We start from the raw sequence: 13394 nt of genomic DNA on the forward strand, positions 1-13394 counted from the left end.
AGAGTCGGGGCGGCGAGGTTACGGGAGGAGCTCTTCGAGGTACCTGCGGCTGGCCTCGGCGGCAGCGCGCGGGTCGCCGTCGTACTCGTCCAGCTCGACCATGAGCCAGCTGTCGTAGCCGCTCTCCTTGATCGCCTGGACGATGTCCGGGAAGTCCAGCTCGCCCTGCCCGAGGGGCAGGAACGCGAACGGGTCCCGCCGGAAGTCCTTGAGGTGGACGTGGCGGATCCGCTCCGAGTACCTGCGGATGACGGCGGCCGGGTCGGCGCCCCCCGCGGCGAGGTGCGCGGTGTCCGGGCAGAAGCCGATCCGGGTTAGGCCCATGAGCCGCTCCAGCTCGTCGGGGCTCTCCACGATCGTGGTCAGGTGCGGGTGGTAGCTCGCCGAGAGGCCGAACTCCTCCGCGATGTCCGTGACCCGGTCCAAGGCCTCGCCGAGCCGGCGGTACTCCTCGTCCGTGGTCCCGGCCGCCCGCCGCGCGCCGCCGCCGACGACGAGGCGCTCGGCCCCGAACTGGGCTGCGAGCTCGGCGGCGCGCCGGATGCGGTGCAGCTCGTCGGGGAGGATGTCCGCGTAGATGAAGTTCGCTCCGGTGTAGACGCTCACGAGCTGCACGCCGGCCCGGTCCAGGATCCCGCGGAGTTCCTCGGGCCTCTCGGCGTAGTCGGCGAGGTTCCCGTCGAACATCTCGACGCCGGCGTACCCGGCGGCGGCGATGTCCGCCACGGCCCGGTCCATGGGCCCGTGGGTGAGGTAGAAGAGGTCCTTGACGCTCGTCACCCCGACGGGATGGCCAACGACGCCGCCCCACGTAATGGTGCAGTATCCGAGTTTCATGATGAGGCCTTTCAGACGCTGGGAGAAAGAGGGGAAGGGTGAGAGGGCACGTGGTGCGCGGGAACGTCGGTCCAGGAGCCGCCCCGCGTCGACGCCACGAGGGCCTCGGTGAGCTGGGCGGCCCGGAGCCCGTCCCGGAAGGTCGGCAGCCCCTCCGGGGTGTCCCCGCGGACCGCGGCGTAGACGTCCGTGACGAAGGCGGTGAAGCTGTCCCGATACCCGAGGGGGTGCCCGGCGGGGAGCCGCGCGTAGCGCCGCCCGCCGTCGGTGGTCAGGGTGTCCGGCCCGACGGCGACCCGCGTGGCGCCTCCCGTGCGGCCCACCCAGAGGGTGTCCGGCTGCTCCTGGTCGAAGCTCAGGGACGCCTCGGTGCCGTCGAACGAGAACCAGAGCCGGTTCTTGCGCCCGGGGCTTACCTGGCTGAGGACTACGGAGCCGATGGCGCCGTGGTCTGTCTCGAAGAGGACCGTCGCGCCGTCCTCCGTCGCGACGGGCGCGGGGCCGACCGGTGTGGGCCGCTCCTCGAATGCCCGCGAAGTCGAGGCGACCAGGCGGACGATCCGCTGCCGGGTGACGAACTCCATCAGATCGCACCAGTGGACGCCGATGTCCGCGAAGGCGCGGGAGGCGCCCCCGGCACGCGGGTCCACGCGCCAGTTCGTCGCGTCGGGGCTCGCGAGCCAGTCTTGCAGGTAGGAGCCGTGCAGGAGCCAGGGCCGGCCGGCCTCGCCCCGGTCCACGAGGCCGCGCGCCTCGCGCACCGCCGGGTAGAACCGGTACACGAACGGCACCGCCGCGACGATCCCCGCATGCTCCGCCCGCTCGGCGAGCTCTGCGGCGTCATGCGCGGAGGTCGCCAGTGGCTTCTCGCACACGACCGCCTTGCCGGCGTCGATCGCCGTCCTCGCAAGCTGTGCGTGGGTCGCGTTCGGGGTGCAGATGTGCACGACGTCGACGTCATCCCTCGCGATGAGCTCTTCCGCAGAGGCAGCCGCCGACGAGGCCCCCAGCACGGTCGCCGCCCGCTCGGCGCTGGCCGGGCTGCTCCCGGCGACGGCGCTCACGAGTCCCCCCGATGCCCGCACCGCGTGTGCGTGGACGGAACCCATGAACCCCGTGCCGATGATGCCGGACCGCAGGCCCGTGGAGGGGAGCGCGTCCACGGCTACTTCTTCCGGGCCAACGCGACGGCGAGGATGATGATCGCGCCTCGGACCACCTGCTGCTGGCTGCTGTCAAGGCCGGCGAGGATCAGCCCGTTGTTGATCAGGCCGATCAGCAGGGCCCCGAAGAGGGTGCCGATGACGGACCCGGCGCCGCCGAAGAGGCTCGTCCCGCCGAGGATGACGGCGGCGATGGCCGAGAGCTCATCGCCCGTGCCCCACTGGAAGCGCCCGGACTGGAGCCGGCCCGCGTAGAGCATGCCCGCGACGCTCGCCACGGCGCCCGAGATGAGCAGCACCTGGAACTTGATGCGCTTGGTGTTGATGCCGGTGAACTCAGCCGCAGTGCGGTTGCCGCCCGTGGCCAGGACCTGTCGGCCGAACCTGGTGCGGTTCAGCACCACGGCGCCGATAGCCACGAAGACCGCGCTCCAGATGATCAGCCCGGGGACGGGACCGAAGTTGCCGGCGCCGAACAGGGTGTTGAACGTGTCGTTGAGGATCGGCTGCGGGGCCGAGGCGGTGATCCACTGGGCAGCGCCGACAGCGATGCCGAGCATGCCGAGCGTCACCAGGAAGGACGGGATGCCCAGGAGGCTCACGAGTGCGCCGTTGATGGACCCGACCACGAGACCGACGGCGAGCCCGGCCAGGATGCCCGGGATGAGTCCCCACTGGGACAGGGCCATGGCCGTGCAGACGCTCGAGAGGCCGGCGACGGAGCCGACGCTCAGGTCGATCTCGGCGCATGAGATGACGTAGGTCATCCCCACGGCGATGACCGTGATGGTCGCTGTCTGCCGGAAGATGTTCAGCAGGTTCTGCGGCGACAGGAAGCCCTGGTCGCGCAGCAGGATGGCGAAGAAGAGGAAGACGACGACGAAGCCGATGTAGATGACGTAGCGGCGCCAGTCGAGTTCCTTCAACACGGAACCGAAGCTGCGGGACGTGCGGGAGGTGTCGCTGGGGGTGATGGTGCTTGCCTTGCTCACTGGTCAGACTCCCTGGACTGCGAGTTGGAGATATTCCTCGTCAGCGATCTCGCTGCGGGGGATGTCACGGATGACGGAGCCGTCCTTGAGGACGAGGACGCGGTCACTGACCGCGAGGAGCTCGGGATATTCGGAGGAGATGACAACGATCCCCTTCCCCGCGCTGGCGAGGTCCCGGATCATGTCCAGGATTTCGCTCTTTGTGCCGATGTCGACGCCGGCCGTGGGCTCGTCGAGGATGAGGATGTCCGGGTCGGTGCCCAGCCACTTCGCAATCACGACCTTCTGCTGGTTGCCTCCCGAGAGGAGGCGGACCGGACGCTGCGGGTGCGCGGCCTTGACCGCGAACTTTCCGATCAGCGTGCTGGAGAGGTCCTTCCCGGCGCCCTGGTTCAAAAATGGTCCCCGCTGGATCTGGCCCAGCAGCGGCAGCAGCAGGTTCTCCCGGACGGAGTGGTCCAGGACGAGCCCCTGCGCGCGGCGGTCCTCCGGGACGAGGGCGACGCCGGCGTCGATGGCCTGCTGCGGGGATCTCAGGCTGACCTTCTTCCCGCGGATCCGGACTTCGCCGCTGTCCACACGGTCTATCCCGAACAGCGCCCGCGCCAGCTCGGTGCGCCCGCTGCCCATCAGGCCGGCGAGGCCGAGGATCTCTCCGGGACGGAGCGTGAAGGACACGTCCCGCACCCGGCGGCCCGCGGTGAGGCCGCGCACCTCGAGGAGGGGCGCGCCGTCGTGCGCCGCGTGGTCCCGCTGCCGGTAGGCGAGCTGGCCCTCGATCTTCTTCCCCACGATGCCCTCGACGATCTGCTCGGGGGTGACGCTGGTCAGGGGCTCGGTCAGGAGCCGGCGCCCGTCGCGGAGGATCGTGATCCGGTCCGCGAGACGGTACACCTCGTCCATTCGGTGCGAAATGTAGATGATCGAGATGCCTCGCGCCTTGAGCCGGTCGATGAGCTCGAAGAGGGCCTCGGACTCGTGGCGGGCCAGGCTGGCGGTCGGCTCATCCATGATGAGCACCTGGGCGTTCTGGGAGAGCGCCTTGGCGATCTCGGTCAGCTGCCAGTACGCGGTGCCGAGGCGCGAGACCCCGGCACGGGGGTCGACGTTGACCTCCATCTCGGCGAAGAGCTCCCTGGCCCTGCGGACAGCGGTGCGGTCGTCAATGAGGCGGGCGCGGTCCAACGGCTCGGCCGCGAGGAAGATGTTCTGTGCGACGGTCAGGCTCGGCACGAGGCTGAATTCCTGGAAGACCATGCCGATCCCTGCGGCCTTCGCGTCCTGGATCGAGGTGATCCGAACCGGCTTCCCGCTGATGAGGATCTCCCCGGCGTCGGCCTGGTAGACGCCCTGAAGGATCTTCATGAGGGTCGACTTCCCGGCCCCATTCCCGCCCGCCAAGGCATGGACCTCGCCTCGTCGGACGTCGAAGCCGACGTCCTTGAGGACCGGCACGCCGTTGAAGCCTTTGGAAACGGAGCGCATCTCGACGACGTTGTCTGCGGTGTTCATGGTTGCCTTTCGGTGGGTGCGGGGGCTTAGGCCCACGCACCTACGGCTCGTGCTACTTCTTGAAAGAATCCTGGAGATCCTTGGGGGCGTCCTCGTGGTAGACCTTCTTCCACGCCTCGAGGACGTTCGAGTGGTCGACCGGCAGGGCGCTGAGGGCTACATAGGCGGGGGCCTGCTTGCCGATGAGCGAACCTGCCGCGAGGCGGGCCTCCGCGCCGCCCTGGTCGAACGGCACCTGTGCGCCGAGGCCGACGACGAGCTCGTTCTTGGCCAGACCGATGGCGACGTTCTTGCCGAGGTCCTCGGTGGCGATCTTCAAGTCCTGCCGGCCCGAGGCGCGGGCGGCGGCTATGACACCCTCCGCCGGCACGTCCCAGACGGCCCAGATGCCGGAGAGGTCCGCGTACTTGCTCAGCATTGCGTTGGCCGCAGCCTGCGCGTCGCCTGCGAAGTCGGGACCGGCGATGCCCTTCTCCTCGACGATCTTGATGTCCGGGTACTCCTTCTGGATGGTCTCCTTGAAGCCCTGGTAGCGCTGCTTCGTCACGAAGAAGTCGGCCTGGTGGAAGACGACGCCGATCTTGCCCTTGCCGCCGAGGGCCTTGGCCATCTCGTGGGCTGAGACGACGCCGTTGCCGTAGTTGTCCGCCGAGACCGCCGAGACGTAGTCCTTGCCGGCGGTGAGTCCCTGCGGGACGTTGTCCATGAAGACGAGCTTGGCGCCGGCTGCCGAGGCCTTCTTGTATGCGGAGGCGGTGGCGACCGGGTCCGTGGGGATGGAGACGATGATGTTCGGCTTCTGCGTCAGGACGGTCTCGAGGTCGGAGACCTGCTTGTCCGGCTTGAAGTTCGCGTCGGTCGTGGCGACGACCTTGATGCCGAGCTTCTCGAACTCCGCCTTGAGGCCGTTCACCTGGGCGGTAGCCCAGTCATTGCCGCCGTAGTGCATCACGATGGCGGCGGTGGCCCCCAAGGCCTTGACCTTGGCGACCTCGTCAGGGGTCAGGTCCGCGGCGGAGACAGGGGAGGGGGTCTCCCCATTGGGGCCCTTGCTGACAACCTTGCCGGTGATCTCCTTCAGGGCGGCCTCGGCTTTCTGGGAGACGCCGGAATCGGCGGTGCCGGCGCTGTTCGACGATGAGCTGCATCCGGTGGCGGTGAGGGCGAGCGCGAGGCCCGCCGCCGCTGCGAGGAGGGGTGTCCTGCGGATCATGGTATTTCTCCTGATGGGGGATGGGTGGAGTATTGCGGGGAGTCAGGCAGCTACCGACGTTCGGCGAGGAAAATCGCTGCCGTGGGGAGGAACGGGGGGGTCAGGCGAGCGCTATCGCGAGAGCAGGGGGGGTCGGCGAGAGGACGAGCGCGCCGTCGGTTGCGGCTGCGCGCACTGCGGCAGCCTTGTCGGGGGAGGCGAGGAACGCCTCCGCGTAGGGCTTGTCGAAGAAGAGTCCGAGTGAGCACGGCCCTAGCCTGCGGCGGACCCATGCCACGACATCGGACGACACCGTCGCCATGTCGCCGTGCAGGTTCACCTGGGCCGGGTCCGCGGTCGTCACCGCCGCGAGGACCTTCGCGGGGTCCACGGTGACCACGAGGCTCGCCCAGAGCGCTCCCTTGTGGAAGACGCCGACCACCGCCGAGGAGCCTGGGCGGACGAAGGCGTCGATCGCCCGGGAGAAGTCCGCGCCCAGCGCCGAGCTGCCGTCGAGGAGCCGCTGAGCGTGGGACCATTGGCCGCCATCGATGTTCAGGACCTCGACGTCAGGGTGGAGCGCCAGAACCTCGGCAATCTCGCCGTCGTGCATGGTGTCCTCCTCTCCCTCGAGGTCATAGCACCTTCTGTGAACGTTCACGGTCCTATCATCGTGAACGTTCACGGCTGTTGGTGTCAAGCATCACAGGAAAGTGAGGTCTAGATCTCGCTTCGGCTCAGTCCTCGGCGCGCAGCCGGGCTGGCATGGTGCTCTCTCGGACTACGAGGGTAGGGACGCTCGGTGTCCGGTCTGCCTCGCGGCCCTCGATCGCGCCGATGAGCACGTCGATGCTGGCCTGGGCCAAAGCGCGGAAGTCCTGCCGCACCGTCGTGAGGGGCGGGAGGAAGTAGTCCGAGCCCTCGACGTCGTCGAAACCCACAATGCTGACATCGTGGGGAACGCGGATGCCATGCTCGGCGAAGGCACGGATGAGTCCGAGGGCCGTGTGGTCGCTCACCGCGAAGATGGCCTGCGGCACTCGTCCCTCGTCGACGAGGCGGAGGCCGGTCTCATAGGCCCACCGGGGGCTCCAGTCGCCCTCGAGGCAGAGGCCCGGCGTGAGGCCTGCGTCGCGAAGGGCGGCCTCCCACCCGCGCTTGCGCACGCGTCCGTCGAACCACTCCATCGAGCCGGCGATGTGCGCGATGTCGGTGTGGCCCAAGTCGATCAGGTGCTGGGTGGCCATGCGTGCGCCCAACTCCTGGTTCTCGGAGTAGGTGAACACGTTGGGGGTCGATGACGCGCCCGCGGCGATCATCTCGAGCGGGACCCGCCGCGGTGTATTCCAGACCGCCGCTGCCAGAGGAACGCGTGGGGCGATTGCGATGACGCCCGCGACCCCGACATCCTCGAGCGAGTCGAGGGCCTTGGGGACTGAGTCCTCATACGGTTCTTCGACGGTCACCACTGTGGTGCCGTACCCCTTCTGGCGCGCCACGTTCTCAAGGGCGATGAGGGTGCCCACGGGACCGAATCTGGGGGAGCCGTCCGTGAGGATCCCAATCACCATCGAGCGGTTCGTGACGAGCGCCGTCGCCGTCCGGTTACGGCGGTAGCCGACCTCCTTGATGACCGCTAGGACCCGTTCGCGCGTTGTGGGGCTGACGTCTGGGGCGCTGTTGATGACCCGCGAGACGGTCTGGTAGGAGACACCGGCGATCCTGGCCACGTCCGTGATGCTCGGCTTCCGCCGCAACGTCTGTGCCACAGGCCACTCCCCTCATGCTCCGTTGGCACAACATTACGGCCGGGTGCCGCTCTGCGGGAAACCCATGCGCCGCGACGCGGGCATCGGGGACGTCCGCCAGAGGCGCGCCCTTCAGCAGCTCAGCCCCGGCCTTGAGGACCAGCGACGCCTCCAGCTCATTCACTCATTTCCTGCCTCCTTCGGCGATCACGAGCATGCCCCGAGAGCATTGCCGACGCGGCCGTCGCGTCGGGACTCGGCTACCTCGAACACCCGTCCCAGCGTCGGCAGGTCCATGAGCACCCGCAGGACGCGCTTGCCGGTCGCCGCCTCAATGGCCTGCCGGTAGGCGTGTGCCTACCTCCGGCGTCCAGTTCCCTGTGAGGGGCCACGGCGCGTGCGGCGCCAGTCGGAATCGTCCTCGAGGTCCTGATGGAACGCTTCCGGGAACAGCGTCCAGTAGTTGCGGTTCTCGCGTTCCTTGAAGTCGGCGCGGCTTTCGCGGCTGTCGCCGGCTTTAGCTGGAGGCCGCCCCGCCTTTTTCCGTGCGGTCACTTTCTCCTTATTCCGCGCCTGGCTGCGGCCGACCGCACCGGTTTCGGACATGACGGTCAGCTCGCCGACGCCTTTGCAGAGAGATTCCCATCCCGTCCGGCGTGGCGGGTGACCCGTCCGCCAGGCGGGTTGGTGGGGATTTTGCCACACGCTGGGCACTTTTCCTGGACCATAGCCATCCCGGCTACTTCCTGGCCTTCTCGGGACATGGTGTCCATGATTTCCCGCCGGGGGCATAGCAGCGCGGGCCAACGTACCCCGGATACGGATTGCTCTGGGTCGGAGCCTCACCGTAGCCGGGGGCCTTCTCCGGGCACGGGGTCCATGTCTGGCCCCCCGGTGCGTAGCAGCGCGGCCCGTAGTACCCCGGATAGGGGTTCTGCTGTGAAGGTGCAGGCTGGGCGCGGTTCCGGGCCGCGTCGGCCTGCGCCCTCGCGGCTGCTTCGGCTTCTGCTGCCGCCTTGGCTCGTGCTTCCTCGGCGGCCTTAGCAGCGGCCTCTTCCGCTTTGCGTTGCTCCTCGGCGGCCCGTGCTTCGGCTGCTTTGCGTTCTTCCTCAGCCTTGACCGACGCCGCCCGTTCCGTGAGCGCCTTGTGGCGGCCGTCCGCCCTCGCTAGCGCTTCAGTGACCCTGCTCGTGGCCGCGCTGAGCCTAGTGCTGCCGATTGCACTGATCAGCACAGCGTTCTGCGCACCGTTCAGGATGTCTGTGCCGGCACGGGCGCCGGAGATCGTTGTGAGGAGGGCGGCTGCGGAGGCTGAAATGTCTGCCGATGACGCATTCGCGGCTGGATCGGTGATGGCAGTGAGCGCCGTGACCTGGTCCTGTGCCACGGTCTCCGGACTGCAGGCGAGGGTGTCCTGGAAGAGTCCGGCCTTCTTGGCCTGGGCCTCTTCTTGGGCTGCCTTCACCTCGCTGAAGTACTTGGTGTTGGGCGAGATCGACATTGCGATCCCGAGTCCCGCGCGGGCAATTGACGCGTTGACCAGTTCGTCCCCGACGAACGTCGCTGCGAGCGCGCGGTCGTACTTGTCCGTCTTCTCCTCATCGAACCGGAGGGTGACCGTCTTCCCGGTCGGCAGCTTGCCTTCGAGGAACCGTGTCGCCTCCGGCCCAAGGCACTGGACGATCTTGTTCGGATGCTTCGTTTCGGGAGTGTCGACGTTCAGGAGGCGGACCGTCTTCTTCTGGCCGCTGTACTCGGCCTCAAACGTATCGCCGTCCACAACCCGGACGATCTTCGCCTGCACAGAGCCGTCTGAAGAGCAGGAAGTAAGTCCCCCAGGAACGGTGATGCCGAGAACGGCAAGCAGCAGAAAGGCGCGACGACGCGCCATTGTATGTATCAAAGTGAATCCCCTAATTAACACTTCGAGGGCCGCGGGGTGCGAAGCGCGGACCGTTGTAGACGTTCATTGTACGTTCAATCGGCAGCCCCGGCGCCACCCGATAACGTGCCCAGCGACTCTGTCGTGAGTGGTGCGGCATCGCCCTCGCTGCGCAGATCGCCCGCTCGACCGCCTGATTTTGATGGGTGACGGCTTCATGCGGTGCCAACGTTTATCATGTCGAGCCCGAATTGCACGGCAGGTAGATTCGAGACATGCCCGACTCCGACCACGCCACCGTGTCCACCCTCAAAGCCCGCCTCCCGGAGGGTCGGGTCCTGACCGCGGAGGCGTCCTTCGCAGGCTATCTCCACGACGAAGGCGAGTGGGCCGTCTATGGCACCCCACGCGCCGTCGTGCGTCCGGAGACGACTGAGGAGGTGGCCGCGGTGGTGCGCTGGTGCGTGGAGACGGGCACGCCGCTCGTGCCGCGCGGGGCGGGGACTGGGCTCTCGGGTGGGGCCAACGCGATCGAGGGCTGCGTCGTCGTCTCGTTCGAGCGGATGAACGCGGTGGTCGAGGTCAACGAGGCCGAGCGCTGGGCCCGCGTCCAGCCCGGCGTGGTCAACGACCACCTGCGGGCCCACGTGGCCGAGCATGGTCTCTGGTACCCGCCGGACCCGGCCTCGTCACCGTGGTCCACGATCGGCGGCAACGTCGCGACCAACGCCGGCGGCATCTGCTGCGTCAAGTACGGCGTGACCCGCGACTACGTGCTCGAGCTCGAGGTGGTCACCGGCACGGGGGAGATCACGCGGCTGGGCACCAGGACGGCGAAGGGCGTGGCGGGCTACAACCTCGTGGGCCTCATCGTGGGCTCGGAGGGCACGCTCGCCGTCGTGACCGAGGTGGTGCTGCGGCTGCGGCCCCTGCCGCCGGCGCCGATCACGGTGGCCGGCATGTTCGACTCGCTAGTGGACGCCGGCCGGGCCGTCGCGCTCGTGGCCGAGTCCGGGATCAGCCCCTCGGTGCTCGAGCTCGTGGACCGCCACTGCCTCAAGGCCGTGGACGAGTGGAAGCACATGGGCCTGTCCACGGACGCGAACGCGGTGCTGATCGGCCGCTCGGATGCGCGCGGCGAGCAGGGCGAGTTCGAGGCCGCCGAGCTCGCGCGCTGCTTCGAGGAGGCCGGGGCGAGCTTCGCCGCGGTCTCGGCCGACGAGCAGGAGTCCGAGGCCCTCTACGCCGCCCGCCGCCTCGCCTACCCGGCGCTCGAGCGGCTCGGCCCGGTCCTCACCGAGGACGTGTGCGTGCCCAAGGCCAAGGTTCCCGAGGTGCTCGCGCGGATTGAGCAGATCGCCGCGGCCCACGACGTGTTGATCGCCAACATCGCCCACGCCGGCGACGGCAACCTCCACCCGCTCATCATCACCCAGCCCGGGGACGACGCCGCGAAGGCCCGCGCGCACGCCGCCTTCAGCGAGATCATCGACGCCGCCCTCGCCGCTGGCGGCACCGTGAGCGGCGAGCACGGCGTCGGGACCCTCAAGCTCGACGGGCTGGCCAAGGAGCTCCCGCCGGCGAGCCTGGCCCTGCACCATGCGGTCAAGCGCGCCATGGACCCGCACGGCATCCTCAACCCCGGCCGCGCGATCCCGCCGCTGGCGTGATGCGCTCCGATCTGGCGAGTAAAGGCGGTTCAGCGTAGACGGCTTCACCTTCCCGTGAGTACCGGCGCGGGGAGGAACAACGCCCAAAAGAAGCGATAGGTGTGGTGCGCGCGCAAGGCCGCCCGCGCCGTCGTCCGCATCCACGGAGCGAACGCGCTAAGGCCAGGGCCGGCCGTCACTGCTCGGCGACGTCGTCCGCCACCCGGCGGAGGTCCTGGCACCAGCCCATCGACCGGTTCCGGTGAAGCGAGGCGCCCTCGAAGTTCTGCAGGGCGTCGGCGAGGGAGTTCAGCGCCGCCGAGACGTTCGCCCTCACCGCCTCGTAGCCCTCGTCAGAGCGGGGATCCCCGGAGGCGGTCTGCAGCAGCTCCGCACCCGCGCGGAGCACCAGCGATGCCTCGTACTCATTCATGCTTCGTCTGCTCCGCGCTCTTTCTCAGTTACCAGATACGCCGCGGCGATCCCAGGCGCGGCGGCTTGGAACACGGTGCCGCCGCCGGGGAGGACCATGCACCCCAGGAACTCCTGGTCGAAGGTGACGATTCCGGAATCAACCGCCTCGAGCTTGGCCCGCAGGAGCAGGGCGAGCTGTCGCCAGCGGTGGCGCGCGGCTTCCTGCGCCGAGCCGTGGTCGTGGGCTCGGCCGCTGGCGCGGGCGGCGATCCGGAACCGGCGGCCCCCGTGGGAGAAGGCCACGGAGGCGCCGTTGCCCGGACCGAGGAGGATGTCCTGGGCCGCGGCCTCGGCGAGCATCGCCTGGATGTCGGCCTGCAGGGCGGCGCAGCTGAGCGAGGCGCCCCGTACGTAGTTGGTCCTCACGCCCCCGCCCCCGTCCGGGCGCGCGGCTCGGCCCCGCGCTGTGATGCGGTCAACTCGAGATGCGCCCTTCCGGGGCGGGGTGAGGCCACTACCGGCGCCCGAACTGGGCGGCGACGGGGCACTCGAACGGGTCGCGGGCCGCCAGGCCCACCCGGTTGAGGTAGCGGATGACGATCCCGTAGGAGCGCCACAGGCTCGTTTCGGTGTAGGGCACCGCGAGACGGGTGCACTGCTCGCGGACCAGCCGCCGCGCCTTGGCCAGATGCGGGCGCGGCATGGAAGGGAACAGGTGGTGCTCCACCTGGTAGTTCAGGCCGCCCATGAGCCACGTGGCCCACCAGCCGCCCGCGACGTTCCGGGACGTCCGGACCTGCTTGGAGAAGAAGTCCAGCTTCGCCTCCGGCGCGATCACGGGCATGCCCTTGTGGTTCGGCGCGAACGTAGCCCCCATGTACACGCCGAACACGGCCAGCTGCACGCCGAGGAACGCGAACGCCATCCCCACCGGCAGGAGCCAGAACAGCGGCGCCAGGAGCAGCACGAAGCGCAGCACGAGAAGCCCGATCTCCGACCACCGCCCCTTGACCTGACCGGCGGAGAACAGGTGCCGCACGCTGAGGAGGTGCAGGTTGAGGCCCTCGAGGGTCAGCAGCGGGAAGAACAGCCACCCCTGCCGGCGGGTGATGAAGGCCCGCAGGCCACGGGCCTTCGCGGCGTCCTCGGCGACGAAGGAGATGGTGTCCACCTCGATGTCCGGATCGCGGCCCACCTTGTTCGGGTTCGCGTGGTGGCGGGAGTGCTTGGAGTCCCACCACGAGTAGCTGATGCCCACGACGGCGGCGAGGAACCTCGCGAGCCTGTCATTCCCGGGGCCTGCGGAGAGGATCTGCCGGTGTGCGGCCTCATGGGCGAGGAACGCGACCTGGGTGAACAGGACGCCCAGACCGCCGGCGATCAGCAGCTGGAACCAGCTCTCACCGAGAAGGACGGATCCCGTGGCGCAGGCGGCGAGCCCGATCGCGAGGGCGGCGCCCACGAGGAGGTAGAACCAGGGGGTGCGCTTGAGCAGGCCGCGTTCGCGGACGCTCTTGGAGACCTCGAGGTAGGCCTGGGCGATCGGCGGGAAGTCGCCGGTGCCAGCGTACTGCTGGAGGCCCGGGATGCTGCCGGAGGCGCGGCCTGTGAGTGAGGGGCGGAGGGCGGGGCTCGATACGGTGGCGATCAGAGCACCCCTTTCAGGCAAGCGCGCGTGCGCGGCGGGGCTGCTTCAGCAGTGATTCGATTGTCAGCAGGGATTCGATGGGGTGCTGCCGTGCCGGCGGACCGCAGTCCACGGTCCGCCGGCACGGCGGGTGCCGCTAGAGAGCTCAGAGCTCAGAGCGGGCGGATGTTCGCAGCCTGCGGGCCCTTGGGGCCACGCTCGGAGTCGAACTCGACCTTCTGGCCCTCTTCGAGGGAGCGGTAGCCGCTGGTCGCGATCGCGCTGTAGTGCGCGAACACGTCCGGCGTGCCGTCCTCGGGGGCGATGAAGCCGAAGCCCTTTTCGGAGTTGAACCATTTCACGGTGCCAGTGGCCATG

General features: G+C 68.9%; 14 protein-coding genes. 1 reads left to right on the forward strand and 13 read right to left on the reverse strand.

The window, feature by feature from the left end; all coding sequences use genetic code 11:
• Positions 1-18: 18 nt before the first annotated feature.
• The 9 genes from LF262_RS14980 to LF262_RS15020 all read right to left on the reverse strand — a co-directional run bounded on the left by LF262_RS14980 (position 19) and on the right by LF262_RS15020 (position 9248).
• On the reverse strand, positions 19-837 hold the full coding sequence (locus LF262_RS14980) for a sugar phosphate isomerase/epimerase family protein (protein WP_235781208.1): 819 nt from the start codon (positions 835-837) through the stop codon (positions 19-21).
• Between the two features lie 11 nt (positions 838-848).
• Positions 849-2000 (reverse strand): Gfo/Idh/MocA family protein, encoded by a 1152-nt coding sequence (locus LF262_RS14985; RefSeq protein ID WP_308190545.1) that lies wholly within the window; start codon positions 1998-2000, stop codon positions 849-851.
• Between the two features lie 2 nt (positions 2001-2002).
• Positions 2003-2992, reverse strand: coding sequence for an ABC transporter permease (locus LF262_RS14990; RefSeq protein WP_235781209.1), 990 nt, complete (start codon positions 2990-2992; stop codon positions 2003-2005).
• A gap of 3 nt (positions 2993-2995) precedes the next feature.
• Positions 2996-4504, reverse strand: a complete 1509-nt coding sequence (locus LF262_RS14995; RefSeq protein ID WP_235781210.1) for a sugar ABC transporter ATP-binding protein — start codon at positions 4502-4504, stop codon at positions 2996-2998.
• A gap of 52 nt (positions 4505-4556) precedes the next feature.
• The gene (locus LF262_RS15000; RefSeq protein WP_235781211.1) at positions 4557-5717 is read right to left on the reverse strand and encodes a substrate-binding domain-containing protein; all 1161 of its coding nucleotides are present in this window, start codon (positions 5715-5717) and stop codon (positions 4557-4559) included.
• A 100-nt stretch (positions 5718-5817) separates the two neighbouring features.
• Positions 5818-6357 carry a hypothetical protein gene (locus LF262_RS15005; RefSeq protein WP_235781212.1) on the reverse strand — a complete coding sequence of 180 codons (540 nt, stop codon included), beginning with the start codon at positions 6355-6357 and terminating at the stop codon, positions 5818-5820.
• A 76-nt stretch (positions 6358-6433) separates the two neighbouring features.
• Entirely contained in the window at positions 6434-7465 is a 1032-nt protein-coding gene (locus LF262_RS15010) for a LacI family DNA-binding transcriptional regulator (RefSeq protein WP_235781213.1), read from the reverse strand.
• 336 nt (positions 7466-7801) lie between these two features.
• The gene (locus tag LF262_RS15015) at positions 7802-7999 is read right to left on the reverse strand and encodes a hypothetical protein (protein ID WP_235781214.1); all 198 of its coding nucleotides are present in this window, start codon (positions 7997-7999) and stop codon (positions 7802-7804) included.
• A 184-nt stretch (positions 8000-8183) separates the two neighbouring features.
• Positions 8184-9248, reverse strand: a complete 1065-nt coding sequence (locus tag LF262_RS15020) for a thermonuclease family protein (protein WP_235781215.1) — start codon at positions 9246-9248, stop codon at positions 8184-8186.
• A gap of 353 nt (positions 9249-9601) precedes the next feature.
• On the opposite strand from LF262_RS15020, the gene LF262_RS15025 reads away from it, so the two are divergent.
• Positions 9602-10996 (forward strand): FAD-binding oxidoreductase, encoded by a 1395-nt coding sequence (locus tag LF262_RS15025; RefSeq protein ID WP_235781216.1) that lies wholly within the window; start codon positions 9602-9604, stop codon positions 10994-10996.
• Between the two features lie 175 nt (positions 10997-11171).
• Here LF262_RS15025 and LF262_RS15030 read toward each other — a convergent pair whose 3' ends face one another.
• From LF262_RS15030 to LF262_RS15045, 4 genes are all read right to left on the reverse strand, one after another.
• On the reverse strand, positions 11172-11408 hold the full coding sequence (locus tag LF262_RS15030) for a hypothetical protein (RefSeq protein ID WP_235781217.1): 237 nt from the start codon (positions 11406-11408) through the stop codon (positions 11172-11174).
• Complete coding sequence (locus tag LF262_RS15035; protein WP_235781218.1) at positions 11405-11815, reverse strand: hypothetical protein; 411 nt, start codon at positions 11813-11815, stop codon at positions 11405-11407. Before LF262_RS15035 ends, LF262_RS15030 begins: the two co-directional genes overlap by 4 nt.
• Positions 11816-11903: 88 nt before the next feature.
• The gene (locus LF262_RS15040) at positions 11904-12977 is read right to left on the reverse strand and encodes a fatty acid desaturase family protein (RefSeq protein ID WP_235781245.1); all 1074 of its coding nucleotides are present in this window, start codon (positions 12975-12977) and stop codon (positions 11904-11906) included.
• Positions 12978-13189: 212 nt separating this feature from the next.
• Positions 13190-13393: a cold-shock protein gene (locus LF262_RS15045; RefSeq protein WP_189693561.1), complete on the reverse strand. Its 204-nt coding sequence runs from the start codon at positions 13391-13393 to the stop codon at positions 13190-13192.
• Position 13394 lies beyond the last annotated feature (1 nt).

It is taken from the genome of Sinomonas notoginsengisoli, assembly GCF_021554725.1.
Classification (GTDB): Bacteria; Actinomycetota; Actinomycetes; order Actinomycetales; family Micrococcaceae; genus Sinomonas; species Sinomonas notoginsengisoli.